We start from the raw sequence: 17140 nt of genomic DNA, 5'->3' as shown, positions 1-17140 counted from the left end.
CATGAGGACATAAGCCAACCTTTGGCCTGGAAGGGGCATGTGTGGGTTGGGTGAGTCCGAATGGCATATGACGGGGCCCACGCGGCCTCGGAGCGGTCCGAATCTTTATCACTCACACAAGCTTAAGTTTCAGAAGCCCGGCCACCCTTATTTCGACATCCCCGGAAGGGAAAAATTCTTCGAAGCATCGTCAATCATCAGCACCCAGTCATGTCCATAGCCCGACGTGGGCGGTGTGAACGTTTTTGCTTCTCTGCCTTCGAAACGCCCTGCATCCTTTACTTCACCCGTTCGGGGATCATACCAGCGGGCCACCAACATGCTGCCGGAGATCCTCGCTGTGTTCACAGTAAAACTTTTTCCCTGGGCACTGTAAACGAACAAGTAGTCCTTACCACGGGTAGCCTGGATGTGATCGTTGCTGCCCCTCGCATCATTGATCAAAGACTGGTCGGGCACACGGTCAAGCATCGGCCTTGATTCGATCAGCGCCCGCAGGTATTGCATCTGTTGTGCTCCCGGAAGATCGATGGCCTCATACCAGGGATAATGCGCGCCATTGATCGGCTGGCGAGACGGCGCGTTCATCTGCCAGATATCATGGCATCCGTAAGTGTGACCGAAAGCGCCTGCAAACACATCGATGTAGGCGAACATGCGCACATCGTAGGCGCTTGAAGTACCCAGGTCTTTGGCGTTGAAACATACAGGATGATCCTCATACAAGGGCTCGCCGTCCAGCACAGGTTTCGCAGGCGTTTTGTCATACGCTGCTTTGATCCTGTCCCACACATTGTTCTCGCGGCAATGGCCTGTCTGCAGCATGTTGAAGTCGAGCCATGCATCGTTGTGAAACCACTTCGCCGAGCCGCCATCGTTGACGTCGTTGGGCTGCGGATGAAATGTCATGAGCGTCTGATCATAGCCGCCTGCACCGGTGACAATACCTTCTGCCATCGATCGCCAGATGGCAACATCACTTTCGTTTCGCGGCGTACGGTCTCCGCCCAATACCCAGATGACGTTCTTGCGCGACTTGTAACGGTTGCCGATCCAGGTGCCATAGACCCTTGCATTCTCTTGGTTAAAGATCTCCGGTCCAATGCCCCAACGGTTCTTGAATACTTTGTCGCCCCAGGTGGGAAACAGCGCGATGTATAACCCAAGCCCGGCAGCTTTGTCGATGATAAAATCCACATGCTGAAAGTAGGCCTCCCGTGGTTTGGTGGGATCGTTGGCTTCGAGTGGTATTTCGTTATAGGCGTTGGGCGTTTGAAGTCCATCCATTTCTGCGAGCACCACGGCCTGGATCACGGTGAACTTCTGTCGCGCCCGGTCACGCAGGTACTTCTCTGCTTCTTCACGCGTGAGCCTGTGAAAGAGCTCCCAGGCTGTATCGCCCAGCCAGAAGAAAGGTTCGCCGTCATGCGTTATCAGGAAGCGTTTGTTGTCACTGACCCGGAGCTGTGCCTGTAGCGCGGATGTGGTAACGAGCATGACAAGAAGCGTGATTACAATTCTGGTCCTCATATCCTTGACTTTAAATGATCTCGCTGACCTGAACAATCGTACATAATTACAGGGTAAGTTCACGGAAGCTTTTGCAATTCCAAAATTAAGTTCTACTTTAGTAACCAAGGAAGCCCATCCATTCGAGGCAAGTAGAAACTTGTCGGAATGGATGGGCTTTGTTCGTTTACTGACCCCTAAGCTAACCTGACCATGAATTATTCCGTGAACAATGAGCACTGGCTCGAAGGCGAACCAGTTGTGAAAAGAGATTACCTTGCCGCCAAGAACAAAAGCAAGTTCGCCGCAAACTTCCCTGATTCAATTATCATTCACTTCACGGCGGGCCGCAGCGGACAATCATCGGCCAAATATCTTGCCGATCCTTCTGTAAAAGCTTCCGCGCACATCGTTATCGGCAGAGAGGGCACCGTATATCAACTGGCACCGCTGGACACCATCACATGGCATGCCGGCGTGAGCAGCTACGGAGGCCGCAATAACTGGAATGAATACTCCATCGGCATCGAGCTTGACAATGCAGGTCCGTTGACCAAGGCAGGCAATGAATACCTCAGTTGGTTTGGTGGCCGGTACCCGGAGAACGAAGCGATCTATGACATTCACCGTAACGAAAATCAACCCCGTTACTGGCATACGTTCACACAACTGCAGATAGAAGCCTGTGAGGTTGTCTGCCGCGCCATCATGGCCAAATACGCCATCAAATCAATACTCGGACATGAAGAGATCTCCGTAGGCCGAAAGGTGGATCCAGGTCCTGCGTTTCCGCTGGACAAATTCCGCGAGCAGCTGCTCACGCAAAACCGTCAGAGCGGTGAAAGCCTGGAGGTGGCTCCGCAGGAAGGCGAAGTGATCACTGACAAGCTGAATATCCGCGAAGACGCCAGTGTGCACGCCCGCCTTGTGTCATCGCCGCTGGCCCAGGGGCAAAAAGTTACCATTGTAGACGAAAAGAACGGATGGTATAAGGTTAAAACAGAGATAGAAGGCTGGGTGAACAAGGCTTATGTACGATAGTTATGAACCGCATCATATTATTGATCTTTATCGGCCTGGTGACTTTCATCATCATCATGATCCTGAATAATACCACGTTCGGTCAGGATTTCTGGATCTACCTTGTTGGATTGGCCGGACTGGTGGTAAAGGGCTTCCGCTCGGCGGCAAACTGGGTGAAAGGACTGGTTACTGCGAATGATGGACCTCAGACGCCAGCGGTGGCTGGAGGTGCATCGGTCTCCGGGTTTCAGCGATCGCCCGCAGCGCCCGTAGTACCCGCAGCTCCGGCTTCATCTTCACCGCCTTCGCCTCCGCCGCCTCCATCACCTTCAACAATGAATTTCACACCACCAGCCCCGGCTGTGGCTGCAGGCAATTTGCAGGCAGAGGATTTTGCAGGCCTTCAGATGATGTTGCTGCGTTATGTAGACGACGGGCAAACCACACTGGGAATGCTCTTCGTAGACAACAAGTATTTCTCCATGACGCTGGAGGATACCTACCATGAAACAAAGATCAAAGGTCAGACCCGGATCCCGGCCGGCACGTATGAGATCCGGTTTCAGCCGGCATTGACAGATCTCACTAAAAAATACCGCGAACGATTTCCCGACTGGTTTACCAATCACATTGAATTACAAAATGTGCCCGGATATGTGGGGATCTACATTCACTCCGGCGGTAACCATAAACACACGGAGGGGTGTTTGCTGGTCTCCGACGCTTATACCCTCGGCGCAGAAGGGCCTGCGTTCAAAGTTTCAGATTCTAATGAGACTTTCAAAAAATTATACCTGCGCTTATCGGCCGCCCTCACACAGGGGCAGCGGGTACGCATCACCATCAAAGACGAAAACTGGATCGCCAACCTTAAAGCTAACTGAGTATTATGGACACTGAAAAAGAACTGACCAGTCTCGATAAATTCTTACTGGAAGTAGAGAAGGTGATACCCATCATCGATAAGTTAATACCCATGATCTTATCCCTCAGCATGGTTTTGGGGTTTATCATCCTGCATAAGTGGTACAGAAGACGTCTTGGTGCAGCTTCCACACCGGAAGAAAAAAGCAGACTGATCCAATTCGGCGTGCTGCTGTATTCAACTTACGGCTTTGTGTTCCTGCTCTTCTTTAATGGCGCCGTGATCTACTATGTAAGCGATCAAAATTTTCTTTACGACATGGCTGTGGCGCTGATCGTGAGCTGGGTGGTGGTACTTATTGGGTACTATGCATGGGCGTTATATTTTTACAACATCAACTACGGATGGACAGACGACGACTGGAACAGGTATGAAGACGCCCGGGCTAATAATCCCGTGGCAGCGGAAGGACCACCCGAGAAAAATCCTTTTGCCGGTGAATCGCTGGGACTCCCGCCTGGCACCATCCGGGGCACCATTGCCTTAACGGTGCTCATCAGCGGATTGTCTTTTGTGATCGCCGCCCTGAGCATGAGCAGCTCCGTACCGCCGAATGCCGTGGTAGTCGACAATTTTGAGTTCTTCAAGAAAGCGTTTCTCATGATGATAGCCTTTTACTTCGGCACCAAGTCGCTGGAGATCCTGCAGGGGAGTGGCTCAAAAACTGAATCCGCCGAGACATCCACATCTTCCGCTTCATCGCCGGCTGCCATTCCGGTGACAACGCCATCGCAGGTTGCCACGCCGAGACCATCACTACCGGCACTGCCCATGCATACAGAAATGCCTGGAGATGAGAGTGGTGCTGTTTCTCCGGAAAATATGCAAAGCTCCTTTCACGTACCCGGGTCAAAAGGATAATGAGAACCTGCATTGTTTGTATGCTGATCGTCTGTTTGATGAGCTGCCGGGAAAAGCAGAAGACCCTGGCTATCAGCAAGATCAAAGCTGTGAGCAAACTCGCCACCACCGAGGCCACCTTATCGAAAATGATCTTCGCCTCGGAGCAACGACGGTTCCTGGGTGTGATCAAGCTGGGCGAGGCTCAGTTTGCCGCACGTACAAAGGCTACCGTTACGGCAGGCGTAGACCTTACCAAGATCAAGGCAGACGATATCGTGATCGAAGGCAACAGAATCAGCGTAAAACTTCCTGCGGTGGAGGTGATCAATTTTGAATATCCGTTCTCATCGTACGAGATCGATTATACCATCACCCATGATGCTTTTGCCGCCAAGATCGACATCAAAGAACACGAAGAGCTGTACCGGCGCGCCGAATCACAGATCCGCGAGCAGCTTCCATACCTGGGCATCCGCGAAACGACAGAACAAAACACAACGCTGCTGCTGGAAAAGATCCTCAACAGTCTTGGCTACGAGGAAGTATACATCACCTACGGCCCAACCAAACCAGAAAATTTTATACAACCGATCCCGCTGACGGACGAAGATTTTCAATGATATGATTTTCGGAAAAACGATCATGTTCCTCATACAAGCCGCGCTCGTTGTTGCGGGTGTTCTGCTGCTCAGCTTCTTCGATCCGCTGAATATCTTCAACAGCAGGAAGCTGACCATGAAGGACACGCCCACGGTACTGGAGCAGTTCAGACAGATCGGTGAATTGGTCACCGCGGAGTATTATGGCGAAGTGCTGGCGTCCGCCGTTGAAATTGAGAACGAAGACAGAAAAAACCTGCGCACCACTACCAAGACGCAATTGGTGAACTTTGAAAAGGAATTTGTTGCGGCCATAAAAGAAATGGAAGACATCAAAAGAAACGGCAAGTTCTACCGGAAATTCAAAGAAAAGAATCCCGATCTCATTAACACTGATCTCTACATTCTGTTGGCGGCGTATTTTAAGAAAAATCAAAACCTGTCGGAGGAAGACATGGTGCAGGCCTATAAAGGAGCCAGCACTGCGTCACTTTTGAACAGCACCATACTTGACAACTTCCTGAAGGAGAAATATCCCGACGAGGAGATCAACCGTAAAGTGAGAAAGTCAAATCTTGTATTGTTGGGAAGAGGATATGTGAAAGCCGGAATAGACCTGAGCAATATCGGTGAGCACAGTCTGCGCTACATAGAAAGTAAAAAGATCATTCAGCTTACCATGCATCAGCCTGAAGTATTGCGCAAGTCCATCAATCCCTGGTTTATCCCTCAAAAAAAAATACCAGGTTTTGAGTTCCTGTATGTGGGCTCAAAGGTAGACGTAGGGCCCAAGGCCATTGCAACATCGATAAAGGTAAAACAGGAGTGCCTGGATAAGCTTGTAGAAGATGCGATGAAGGCAGATATTCTCGGGCAAGCCAAAACCAACGCCGAGCAGAGCTTGAGCAATCTCTTCTCGCTGCTGCTGGATGAACGTGTAACGGTTCAGATCTTCAGTCATCCGCTGGTGGCCTATAGCGAGGAGATCCGGCAGGAGGTACAGCAACAGTTATCCGTAAAGAGTTCAATACCATTGCCAGTGCGGCGTCTTCCCTATACGTTGGCCGACTCGCTGGTAAATCTTTATTCTGAAAGCCACCTTTTTGAAACCCTGGTCTTTCTCGATAGCACATACCGGTGGTTCGCTCCAGCAGATCCAAAAAAGACCTTCCGCGATAAAAGCATCGACAGTGTTTACCTGAGCCTGGAGGTAAAAGGATTGTATCATGACTTTCAAAAAGACGGCCTGCTGACCCGGCTTGAAAAAGAAACATTTGAGCGTAAAATGGTTACCGATACCGTGAACCGGAGAGACAGCCTGTACTGGATCTTCAGTAACCTGGATCAAAAAAATAAAGGAGTCAAGTTCGAAAACTTTGTCATGGATACCACCACGGTGAAAGGGTTATCTGTGAATCTTGCTTCCAAGGGAATGTTGCCGTCGGCGATTCGTATTGATCTTACACCGATTAAACGCAAGTTGTGGGGTGCATACCTGGAGAAGCTGAAGTCCTCAACAAAAGAAGTGACCGAGGCTGTAGTCACCCCGGCATCGACACCATCCGCGGCTGGAAAAGAAACGTCGGCAGCAAAAACAAAAAAAGCAGGTGTTCAATAATTTCAGAACCTACCTGCTTTCTGTAATGATCTTGCTTTTCCAGGATATGTACCGGGCTTCGGGTTAGTATTGAAGGTTCACACCATCTTCGGGAAGCATTTGTTCCTCACTTAATCCAAGCATCGGATAGAACACAAAGGGAAGTAACAATAGCCCTACCGTGTATCCTTCATCCTTTCCGAATCTTTTTGCAAGGAGGTTCACCATCCAAATGGCAAAGATGATGTTGACGAATGGTATAAATAAGAGCAAGAGCCAGATAGCGGGCTTTCCCACGATGTCGAGCATAACAACGGTGCTGTAGATCGGAACGAGCGCGGCCCATCCTTCCTTGCCGGCCTTTTTATATATTTTCCAATGCGCTTCGATCGTGATCACAAAGAAGAGCACTACAATATCCAACAGGATACCCGAGATCGATGCGGCAAGAACCATCTGTACATAAGAAACCGATACGCCATAACCTCCCACATTTTCCAACTGCTGGTCCAGCGTCTCTTTCATAAAAAACTGGTAGCTGATAAGGCTGAAAGCAAGATTAAGAATGTGGGAAATGGCTATGACCAAAAGGCCGATGACGATGGCTTGTCTAAAAGAAATGTAACCGTTGTTCTTTTTGTTGAATTCATAGTGGCTCATTCCTAACAGGACGATCTTTACGAGCCATGTCAAAGCGGTGACTGCTGCCACCAAAAAACCTCCGGCGTTGGAAACGGTTCCGCCCCCGAGGGTATATGTGAGGGTGCTGACTGCAATACCCATGGCGGCGATGAGCAGGCCATACTTGATGGAGACGGCTTTTGCGATGTTGTTCATAACGTAATGTTGAAGTAAAGAGTTGGTATAGTGTTCTTTAAAGATGAGCTATTACCGTTTAGCGATGGATGTCTCTGTAACGGGAATCTGATGGATGTAAGAATTGCTGGAAGATCATCCGTTCGCTTTCTAAATTCAGGGGAGGGTATAAAAACGAAAAACCCGCTTCTTGTTATCAAAAAGCGGGTTTTTTCCCGTTCAATATGAACTTCTAATGAGCCCCCTGTCGGAATCGAACCAACGACCTACTGATTACAAGTCAGTTGCTCTACCAGCTGAGCTAAGGAGGCGGCCTAAACTTATGCCCAATGTTTAAATTGGAGGTGCAAAAATAAGGTAAGAATGCTTCTGCGCAAATAATTCTGCAAAAATTCCTTTTCTCCGCGCTAGTTTTTCAATGCCTGAAAAATTGAGATCGTACCCTGTGCAAAAAAGTGGTACGGAAGCACGGGCAATATTTTGCTATCGGGAACGGTCTCATAATAACCGCCCTTTGATCTTCAACCGGCGTTTGGTACATTTTACACCCTAAATGTAAAGTAACCAATGATGAAAAAAATCTACCCGTTAAGACTCCTCATTCTGCTTTTAATGCTCTCCGTGCAACTGCACGCTCAACCCCAGGAGCAGTCCGTCAAAGTTGTGGTGGCACCCGACCATGACAACTGGACCTACAAGGCCGGAGAGAAAGTTAAATTTTCAATCACCGTTCTCAAAAGTGGCACCCCCCTGAAGAATGTCAAGATCGTCTACGAAGTTGGGCCTGAAAAAATGGAGCCCACAAAAAAGGACTCTACTGTTCTGGCCAACGGAACTTTCAGCATCGACGGCGGCACGTTGAAGGCCTCCGGTTTTTTGCGCTGCACGGTGATCGCAAAAATTGACAATAAAGAATACCGCGGACTGGCGACAGCAGGTTTTGATCCCGCGTCCATTACACCTACCGTTGAAAATCCATCAGACTTTACCAGGTTCTGGGACAAAGCCAAAGCTGACGCGGCCAAGATCCCAATGGATGCAAAAGTGACCCTGCTTCCGGAGCGCTGCACGGAGAATGTAAACGTATATCATGTCAACCTTCAGAACTTCAAGCTGGGTGCCCGGCTCTATGGCATCCTCTGTGTTCCTAAAAAGGAAGGCAAATACCCGGCGCTGCTCAGGGTTCCCGGTGCAGGTGTGAGGCCGTATGCCGGTGATGTGGCCACCGCCGAACGGGGCGTCATCACCCTGGAGATCGGCATCCATGGTATTCCAGTTACGATGGACCCGGGCGTGTACGCAGATCTTTACCAGGGTTCTTTGTATCAATACTTCAGCTTCAACCTCGACAGCCGTGAGCGTTACTATTACAGGAGGGTTTATCTCGGCTGCGTGCGCGCGAATGATTTTCTCACCAGCCTGCCGCAATACGATGGCACTAATCTTGGGGTGGCCGGCGGAAGCCAGGGTGGCGCATTGTCGATCGTTACGGCAGCGCTCGATCCGAGGGTGAAATACCTCGCTGCTTTTTACCCGGCGTTAAGTGATGTAACAGGATACCTCAACGGAAGGGCAGGGGGCTGGCCGCACCTGTTCGATAAAGTAAACCTGCGCCATCACAATACCAAGGAGAAGCTCGAGACCGTGAAATATTATGATGTTGTCAACTTTGCCAGGCTGATCAAGGTGCCCGGATTTTATTCGTGGGGCTTCAACGATGAGACCTGTCCGCCTACATCCATGTATGCTTCTTACAACGTGATCAACGCACCGAAGGAATTGTTCCTGGCACTGGAAACCGGGCACTGGACCTATCCTGAACAGCGGGATAAATTCAACGACTGGATCGTGAGCAAACTTCAGTCGAAAGCGCAGTAATACAGTTCCCGCAGATTTCGCAGATAAACTGATTTCTATTTCTGCGTGCATCCGCGAGATCTGCGGGAAACAACTGGAAAATTGCTGAAAATTCCCTAACTTCAGCTGTATGAAGTTTCTTTCATTTATACTGTTCATGTTCTTCTTTCAGGATCTTCCTTTCAAGCCTAAAGAAGAATTTGAGATCAAGCTCGATTACAAGTTCAAGCAGCGTCCCAGCCCCGAGCGCTCGGTGGTGAACCTCAGTGAGACCCGGGCAGAGCATGACAGGCGCACGTCAAATGATATGTTGCCTTATCTTGTGCTTCAGGTAAAAATGCTGAAGCTCAACGATGAATCGCGCATCCGTGTGACCAACAATCTTGATTCGAAGCCATTCAACAAAAAGATAGAAGAAGGTATTGTTGTTCCCCTCGATCTCGGGTTCACGGCCGATGTCAAAGACCGGGTTACCGCCCATGAGTATGTGATCACCTTCTTATCCCCCCAAAAAAGTGAGGTCAGCCGCATTCTGATCAACGTAGACAAAGACGGAAGTTTCTTCGTCAATGGCGAAAAACGGGGTAGGTTCTGATTTTGCCGCTCACATGTTAATATTTGTTAAATAAGCATTCTGAAGTGTAATTGTGCCCGATAAGCCTTAAAATTGAGGTCAAATTGCAATCGGATGAAAAAATTGCTGTGGGCGTTTTTGCTCTTCCCCATACTCTTGCATGCGCAACCGTCGCAACAACCTGGCGCCGCGCAGATCAGGCTCAAACTGAAGAAACTGAACTTTCTGGGTTCTGTGCTCTACGTGGCGGCCCATCCTGACGACGAGAATACAAAAGTGATCACTTACCTGGCAAACGACAGGCTTGCCACCACCGCGTATCTTTCGCTGACGCGTGGCGACGGTGGTCAGAACCTGATCGGCGCGGAGATCGGCGAGCTGCTGGGCGTGATCCGCACACAGGAATTGCTCGCAGCCCGGAGGATCGACGGCGGACAACAATTCTTCACCCGGGCCATAGACTTTGGGTTCTCAAAATCGGCCGACGAAGCCTTTCAGGTGTGGGGCAAAGACAAAGTGCTGGAAGATGTAGTGAAAGTATTCCGCCAGTATCAACCTGATGTGATCATCACACGTTTCCCGCCCGACGAGCGTGCAGGCCACGGCCATCACACGGCCTCTGCTGTGCTGGCAGGTGAAGCGTTCGATGCTGCCGCCAAAGCCGATGTATTTCCGGCGCAGGTCAGTGAAACGGGCACATGGCAGGCAAAACGTCTCTATACCAACACGGGACGCTGGTGGAACAAAGAGATCAATGAAAATAGCCCGGGCGTTATTTCGTTCGATGTTGGCGGCTACAACCGCCTGCTGGGAAAATCGTACTCCGAGATCTCGGCCCTGAGCAGCAGCCAGCACAAAAGCCAGGGATGGGGCAGGAGAGGTGAACGCGGCTACCAACCCGAGTTCTTCGAGTTCATGAAAGGTGAGAAGGCAGACAAAGATATATTCGAAGGTGTTGCTACCTCATGGGCGCGTGTGAAAGGCGGCGAGCGGATCCAGCCTCTCGTAGACAAAGCGATCCGCGACTTCCGTGAAGAAGATCCCGCCGCCATCGTTCCGCAGCTGTTTCAGATCAGAAAAGAGATCAACACACTGGCTGATGGCGTCTGGAAGAAACGCAAGCTCGCAGAAACGGAACAACTGATCCAGGATTGCCTCGGGCTCTTCATCGAAGTTACAGGCTCACACTACCAGGCATCACCTGGTGAACAGATCAAAACTTATATTGAAGTTGTGAACCGCTCTTCGGCGGATATCAGGCTGTTGAATATTCAGGCGCCGGCCCTTCAGTGGGACACTGTCTATTCTGCTGAGCTTGCAAGCAACAAAGGGATCCAGATCAGGAGTGTGCCTTCATTGAACACATCATTGTCATATTCCGGTCCTTACTGGCTGGCGGAATCGCACGATGTAGGTTTGTATAACGTGACCAAAAAAGAGTATATCGGCCTGCCTGAGAATCCTCCGGCTGTTGATTTCACGTTCAACATCAGTGTTGCAGGAGAGCCGCTCGTCATTAAAAAACCGTTGATCTACAAATGGGTCGATCCCGTGAAGGGTGAATTATGGCGGCCATTCGAGATCGTGCCACCTGTATTTCTGAACCAAACGGAAAAGGTGATCATTTTCAACAGCGCACAACCCAAAGACCTCACTGTTGTGATCAAATCGTCGAGCGAGAAGCCGTTGAAAGGCGTCTTGTCACTGGAGCTGCCAAAGGGATGGCGGTCGGAGCCGGCCTCCATTAACTTTGAGCTTGCGCGCCGGGATGAAGAGCAAAGCAAAACGTTTTCGGTTTTTCCTTCTTCGTCAGAATCCGCAGGCACGATCACAGCGGTGGCCCATGTCAATGGCAAAAAGCTGAGCCAGGCGCTGCAGCTCATCAGCTATGATCACATTCCTGTGCAAACGCTGATGCCGAAATCTGAAGTGGCTGCGGTGCGGCTCGACATCAAAAAAGAAGGCCGGTTGGTAGGATACATCAGAGGCGCTGGCGATGAAGTACCCGCTGCCCTGAAGAACATGGGGTATGAAGTGTGGGAAATGAAGGATGAAGAAGTAACACCTTTCAACCTTAAAAAAACCGACGCGGTTGTGCTGGGCGTAAGAGCCCTGAATACCAATAAACGCATCCGTTATTTCATGGACGATCTGCTGGCCTATGTTCATGACGGCGGCACCCTGGTGATGCAGTATAATATCAATGCTGATTTTGGTAAAGATCAATTCTCTCCCTTTCCGCTGAAACTGAGTCGCGATCGTGTTACCGAAGAGAACTCAGCCGTTAGAATTCTGAAACCTGGCCATGACGTGCTCAACACGCCGAACAAGATCACCGCCAAAGATTTTGAGGGATGGATCCAGGAGCGTGGACTGTATTTTCCGAACCAGTGGGATCCGGCTTTCGAAGCGATCCTTTCCATGAATGACAAAGGTGAAACACCCAAAGACGGAAGTCTGCTGGTGGCAAAATACGGCCAGGGATATTATGTCTATACGGGACTGTCATTCTTCCGCGAGCTTCCGGAAGGTGTGAGCGGCGCCTATAAGCTGTTTGCCAACCTTGTCTCCCTGGGCCAACATAAAAAACCGGAGAGCCCTAAGGCAAAAAACAAAGCCAGGTAAACATACTACTCCCGACAACCTACTTATTCCACCATGAGTACTTCTGAAGACAAACCTCCGGTATTCGCTTCATGGCGCAGCTGGTACACGCTGGTGCTGGGTGTGCTGGTGATCCAGATGTTGTTGTATTACTGGCTAACCCGGTCTTTTGCATGAATTATCTCGACTGGCTTGTACTGTTCGGTACAATAGCGTTCATTGTGCTGTACGGAACCTGGAAGACACGAAAGACCTCTACGGTTGACGGATATATCCGCGGTGACAATACCATGAAGTGGTGGATGATCGGCGTATCGATCATGGCTACGCAGGCCAGTGCAGTAACTTTTCTCTCCACACCGGGGCAGGCCATTGAAGACGGCATGCGTTTCCTGCAGTTCTATTTCGGGTTGCCGCTGGCCATGGTGATCATCTCCGTGACGATGGTGCCCATCTATTACAAGCTGAAAGTATATACAGCCTACGAATACCTCGAAACACGTTTCGATGTGAAGACCCGGGCGCTTGCCGCGATCTTGTTCCTGATCCTCCGTGGACTTTCTGCAGGCATCACATTGTTTGCACCAGCCCTTGTGTTATCTACCATTCTGCGATGGCCCATATCGCTTACTACGGTGATGATCGGCACGCTGGTGATCATTTACGTGGTCTCTGGCGGAACAAAAGCTGTAAGCCTTACACAACGCCAGCAGATGGCGGTGATCATGAGTGGCATGATCCTGGCGGGCATCCTGGCGCTGAACCTGCTTCCTGACCATGTATCGTTCAATGAAACGGTTCAGATCGCGGGAGAGATGGGCAAGCTCAACCTGGTGAACCTTGAGTTCGATCCCAGCGACCGCTATAACATCTGGTCAGGACTCTTGGCTGGTACTTTTCTCTTCCTCTCTTATTTTGGAACAGATCAGTCGCAGGTGGCCCGGTATCTCGGTGGCAGCTCCGTGGCGGAGAGCAGGCTGGGACTCATGTTCAACGGCCTGCTGAAGATCCCCATGCAGTTTATCATACTCTTCATCGGTGTGCTGGTGTATGTTTTTTATCTTTTCAATCAGCCTCCCGTTTTTCACAACGAGGTGCTGAAGGAACGGGCATTGCAAACAGAGCAGGGGCAAACGATCAGAACACTGGAAACGGCGTACGATAAGCTGTACGCTGAAAAGCGCCACGTGGTTGATGATCTTGTAAATGCTATCGAAAAGAAAGATCACAACCTGATCGAGTCGTCAAGCGAGCAGATCAAAGCACTGCAGACACAAGAAACCGCCCTGAGAGATTCTGTAAAAAATACAATAGGTATTGCGTTGCCCGGCGCTAAAACGCAGGACAGGGATTATATCTTCCTCAACTTTGTGCTCAACAACCTGCCGCACGGTATCATCGGGTTGTTGCTGGCGGTGATGTTCTCTGCCGCCATGTCGTCTATGGCCAGTGAGCTGAACGCGCTCGCTTCCACTACCAGCATCGATCTTTATAAACGACTCATACGGCCCAACGTAGCGCCGGAAAATCTGCTGGGCGCTACCCGTGGTTTTACGGTAGTGTGGGCGTTGCTCGCCATGCTGTTTGCCATGCTGGCCTCGTTCGCGGAGAACCTGATCCAATTTGTAAATATTGTAGGGTCGCTCTTCTACGGCACCATACTCGGGATCTTTCTTACGGCGTTCTATTTTCGCCGCATCGGTGGCACTGCGGTATTTGTGGCGGCCATCTTTTCTGAGTTCATCGTACTGTATTGCCACTTTTTTACAGATACCGCTTACCTGCTGTACAATTTTATCGGCTGTGCGGGCGTAATCGTTATTTCAGCGGTGATGCAACTGTTGCTTCCCAGGCAGTCCTCGCAGAAATAATTTCACGTTGTACCGGCCATTACCGGCTGTTATCATTATGGCCGCCCACCGGTTATGCCTTGGATCCGTCAGTTATCGACTGTTAAAGCCGGATGCCTAACCAATTGTTTTTGGCCCTCGTTTTTTAAGAAGAGAAACAAGGACCAAAAATGCAATAGTTATGACACCTGATAAAGTGATCTACACAGACGGACGTGACGTAGTGGTAACAGATTCCACGCTCAAGGTAAAAAATACGTCGTATCGGTTGAACGGCATTACCAAGTTATGTTTATGGACGATCAGGCCTGACCGGTGGCCGGGGATATTACTGGTGCTGATCGGCATCCTGGCAGCCGTTGGTGGATATTTGAACATGCTGCCGCAGAATATGAATATAGCTACAGACGAAGGACCGCTCAGCGCTAATACATTGGCCATGTGGATTGGCGCGGGATTGTTCCTGATCGGCATCCTGGCGCTGAGCTTCAGCAAAGAGCGGTATGCGGTGCGGATCGGTACAGCAGAAGGTGAGAAGAATGCAGTGGTGAGCACACGCCGTGAATACATCGCGCAGATAGTGGATGCGTTGCACAGCGCCTTCGACCTGGGTCATACCAGCACGCCGGTGGTGATCTCCAAAAAATAGTTTGTTTTTTTAAATGGGCCTCCGGACTCTGATTTGAGCACCGGAGGTTTTTTTATTCTTCCACGCGCTCCTGGCCACCGTTTACTTTTACAAGTTTTACCGTGTCGCCATTGCAGTCGATGCCTTTACCAAATTCGATGATCACATAGCCATAGCACGGCCTTTTGCTGACCACGGGAGCGGCAGCTTTGGGTTCCTCCCTGCGAAAATCCGCACCGATCATTGCCAGGGCAACCAATGGAATCGCTAATGCCTGTACTGTTTTTTTCATGATTCCGGACCTTAAGAGGCGTTTGGATTGTACGACTTAATCAACAGTAGATCAATTAGTTATGTAAAATGATCTCACATAATGCTATACCTGCTTAAAAATCCATGCCTGCTGAAGTGTTTGAAATGCGTAATAGGTTTGAATCCTTTTGCTGTTACACGATATACCGCTGCCTGGTTTCTGTATGCGATATGGCTGCTGTTCACGGTACAGTAATTTTCCTGGGTGATTAAAAATGAAATGGTTATGGGAAAAGACAGAGAAGGGAAATTTCATCCCCGCAAGGGAAAACCATCGGGCTCCAAAGCCGAGGCCAGCGGGTTAAAAGATATAAGCTCCAGCGCTTATGAAGAAAATATCAATCTCGTAGACAAATATACAATTGGTGAAGAGGAACCAGCTCCGAATCTACGGGTCCGTCACCGGAACAGGAACACCGACAAACGTGAGGAGCGGCAGCAGGACCGAAGCAGCATTAAGAATACAAGGGCAAAAAGAGAAACGCTAACGAAGACCAGCGTTGCCGATACTGTTTCAGCGGCAGAAGAGATACCATCTGTACTGACCAAAGAAGCTTTCGCAGAACTGGCATCATACCAGTCGGCCTGCTGTGTGTCTGCATTCATGTCTACACACGCGGCAGGAGTTGAAGTGAATGAGCAAATGGATAATACGGCGTTCAAATCTTTGCTTCAGCAACTCGGCGCTATGCTAAAGCAGAAAAATATCGAACAGCCTGTGATCGATAAAATGCTGAAGCCAGGATATGATTTGCTGCGCAACGATACCTTCTGGCTTTCTATGTCACCGGGATTGGCAGTGTTTATTTCCGATGGTGTATTCAAATACATGAAAATGCCAATGACACCCAAAGAAGAGATCCTTATCAACACTTCCTTCTTTCTGAGTCCGCTCATCCCGGTGATGATCAACAGTGATTACTTCTATCTGCTGGTGCTCAGTAAAAAACAGGCGAAGTTCTACCGGGCGAACGCCTTTGGGATGGTGCAGCTTATCATAGATGAAATGCCAAACGGTGTGGATGACGTAGTACACTTTGAGGAAAAAGACGACCAGAAGCTCTGGCGCACAGATACATCGGGGGCGGGCAGCGGTGCCAACTACCACGGTATGGGCTCCGGCAAACCTGACGACAAAGCAAACCTCGCCATGTACTTCGATGAAGTAGATGAGACCTTGTGGAAAGCGGTGCTGAATCGTGAGAACGTTCCGTTGTTGCTCGCCGGTGTGGAGTACCTGATCCCCATCTACCGATCGGTAGCGCAATACAAGCCTATCTGGGACGATGCCATCACCGGAAGCCATGAGCACGAAGATATCAACACGCTTTATCAGACTGCACGAAAAAAGATGGAGCCTTATTTCAAAGAACGGCACCAGAAGGCACTGGAAGCGTATGGCAACAGCTCGGCAACAGCGCTGACCTCATCCGTTCCTGCCGATGTGATCCCCGCAGCCCATTACAAGAGAGTGTGGCACCTGTTCGTACAAAAGGATGAGCACATCTGGGGCACATTCGATGAAATGAACAACAAGCTTACGCTTCATGAAACACAACAGGAGGGCGACGAATGTTTGCTCGACAAGGCGGTGATCAAAACAATATTGAGTGCGGGTGAAGTGCATGTGCTGCCCAAAGATGAGATGCCTGCCGACAGCAAGATCGCTGCGCTGATGCGTTACGAGATCTAAATTTTACCTATATGGAAAATTACAGAATATATTTCGAACCTGGTGAGGAAGACGACATTCTGGAAAAGCTGAGACGTTACAACGACATCGTCATAGACAACATCAATACCAATAGTATTGGAATAACCATCGAGCGCGACGATGCCGAGGTTTTGTATCTGAAAGTAATGGACCGGCTCGACCGTGAGGTGTATAGTTTCAGGCCACACCTGCGTTATTCAGTTGACAGTTGACTATCCCGATAGTATCGGGAGCAGTTGACAATGTTTGGAGTCTAAATCAAGATGCCGGCTACGATCGAAGATCCGGA

At 49.8% G+C, this 17140-nt stretch carries 16 protein-coding genes and 1 tRNA gene; 13 read left to right on the top strand and 4 right to left on the bottom strand.

Translation table 11 applies throughout. The features are described from left to right. Positions 1-147: 147 nt before the first annotated feature. Positions 148-1530, bottom strand: coding sequence for a glycoside hydrolase family 140 protein (locus tag KK083_RS07915; protein WP_254162243.1), 1383 nt, complete (start codon positions 1528-1530; stop codon positions 148-150). A 192-nt stretch (positions 1531-1722) separates the two neighbouring features. On the opposite strand from KK083_RS07915, the gene KK083_RS07910 reads away from it, so the two are divergent. Genes KK083_RS07910 through KK083_RS07890 form a run of 5 tightly spaced genes read left to right on the top strand, consistent with a single transcriptional unit; the run spans position 1723 to position 6517 of the window. After that, a complete protein-coding gene (locus KK083_RS07910) occupies positions 1723-2550 on the top strand; it encodes an N-acetylmuramoyl-L-alanine amidase (protein ID WP_254162241.1) in 828 nt (275 codons plus the stop codon). A gap of 2 nt (positions 2551-2552) precedes the next feature. Further along, on the top strand, positions 2553-3416 hold the full coding sequence (locus tag KK083_RS07905) for a DUF5675 family protein (protein ID WP_254162239.1): 864 nt from the start codon (positions 2553-2555) through the stop codon (positions 3414-3416). A 5-nt stretch (positions 3417-3421) separates the two neighbouring features. Then, positions 3422-4318, top strand: a complete 897-nt coding sequence (locus KK083_RS07900; protein ID WP_254162237.1) for a hypothetical protein — start codon at positions 3422-3424, stop codon at positions 4316-4318. Then, a complete protein-coding gene (locus KK083_RS07895) occupies positions 4318-4920 on the top strand; it encodes a DUF4230 domain-containing protein (protein WP_254162235.1) in 603 nt (200 codons plus the stop codon). Before KK083_RS07900 ends, KK083_RS07895 begins: the two co-directional genes overlap by 1 nt. A gap of 22 nt (positions 4921-4942) precedes the next feature. Further along, positions 4943-6517 (top strand): DUF4230 domain-containing protein, encoded by a 1575-nt coding sequence (locus tag KK083_RS07890; RefSeq protein WP_254162233.1) that lies wholly within the window; start codon positions 4943-4945, stop codon positions 6515-6517. Positions 6518-6580: 63 nt separating this feature from the next. Here KK083_RS07890 and KK083_RS07885 read toward each other — a convergent pair whose 3' ends face one another. Next, on the bottom strand, positions 6581-7333 hold the full coding sequence (locus KK083_RS07885; protein WP_254162231.1) for a DUF4199 family protein: 753 nt from the start codon (positions 7331-7333) through the stop codon (positions 6581-6583). A gap of 217 nt (positions 7334-7550) precedes the next feature. Continuing rightward, a tRNA-Thr gene (locus KK083_RS07880) sits at positions 7551-7623 on the bottom strand. A gap of 259 nt (positions 7624-7882) precedes the next feature. Between KK083_RS07880 and KK083_RS07875 the strand changes: the two genes are divergently transcribed. From KK083_RS07875 to KK083_RS07855, 6 genes are all read left to right on the top strand, one after another. Beyond that, positions 7883-9190 carry an acetylxylan esterase gene (locus KK083_RS07875; protein WP_254162229.1) on the top strand — a complete coding sequence of 436 codons (1308 nt, stop codon included), beginning with the start codon at positions 7883-7885 and terminating at the stop codon, positions 9188-9190. A 109-nt stretch (positions 9191-9299) separates the two neighbouring features. Then, a complete protein-coding gene (locus KK083_RS07870; protein ID WP_254162227.1) occupies positions 9300-9764 on the top strand; it encodes a hypothetical protein in 465 nt (154 codons plus the stop codon). 93 nt (positions 9765-9857) lie between these two features. Then, positions 9858-12368 (top strand): PIG-L family deacetylase, encoded by a 2511-nt coding sequence (locus KK083_RS07865; protein WP_254162225.1) that lies wholly within the window; start codon positions 9858-9860, stop codon positions 12366-12368. Between the two features lie 33 nt (positions 12369-12401). Further along, a complete protein-coding gene (locus KK083_RS32485) occupies positions 12402-12524 on the top strand; it encodes a hypothetical protein (RefSeq protein ID WP_262899472.1) in 123 nt (40 codons plus the stop codon). Further along, entirely contained in the window at positions 12521-14218 is a 1698-nt protein-coding gene (locus KK083_RS07860; RefSeq protein ID WP_254162223.1) for a sodium:solute symporter family protein, read from the top strand. The genes KK083_RS32485 and KK083_RS07860 overlap by 4 nt, the downstream gene beginning before the upstream one ends. 160 nt (positions 14219-14378) lie before the next feature. After that, complete coding sequence (locus KK083_RS07855; RefSeq protein ID WP_254162221.1) at positions 14379-14846, top strand: DUF6232 family protein; 468 nt, start codon at positions 14379-14381, stop codon at positions 14844-14846. Positions 14847-14898: 52 nt separating this feature from the next. Here KK083_RS07855 and KK083_RS07850 read toward each other — a convergent pair whose 3' ends face one another. After that, positions 14899-15117 carry a hypothetical protein gene (locus tag KK083_RS07850; protein WP_254162219.1) on the bottom strand — a complete coding sequence of 73 codons (219 nt, stop codon included), beginning with the start codon at positions 15115-15117 and terminating at the stop codon, positions 14899-14901. Positions 15118-15363: 246 nt separating this feature from the next. Between KK083_RS07850 and KK083_RS07845 the strand changes: the two genes are divergently transcribed. After that, positions 15364-16830, top strand: coding sequence for a baeRF7 domain-containing protein (locus tag KK083_RS07845; RefSeq protein ID WP_254162217.1), 1467 nt, complete (start codon positions 15364-15366; stop codon positions 16828-16830). A gap of 11 nt (positions 16831-16841) precedes the next feature. Further along, on the top strand, positions 16842-17063 hold the full coding sequence (locus KK083_RS07840; protein ID WP_254162216.1) for a hypothetical protein: 222 nt from the start codon (positions 16842-16844) through the stop codon (positions 17061-17063). Positions 17064-17140: the final 77 nt, after the last annotated feature.

Origin of the sequence: Chryseosolibacter histidinae (assembly GCF_018598225.1) — a bacterium.
Taxonomy (GTDB): domain Bacteria; phylum Bacteroidota; class Bacteroidia; order Cytophagales; family Cyclobacteriaceae; genus Chryseosolibacter; species Chryseosolibacter histidini.
This window is presented reverse-complemented; position numbering and strand designations above follow the sequence as displayed.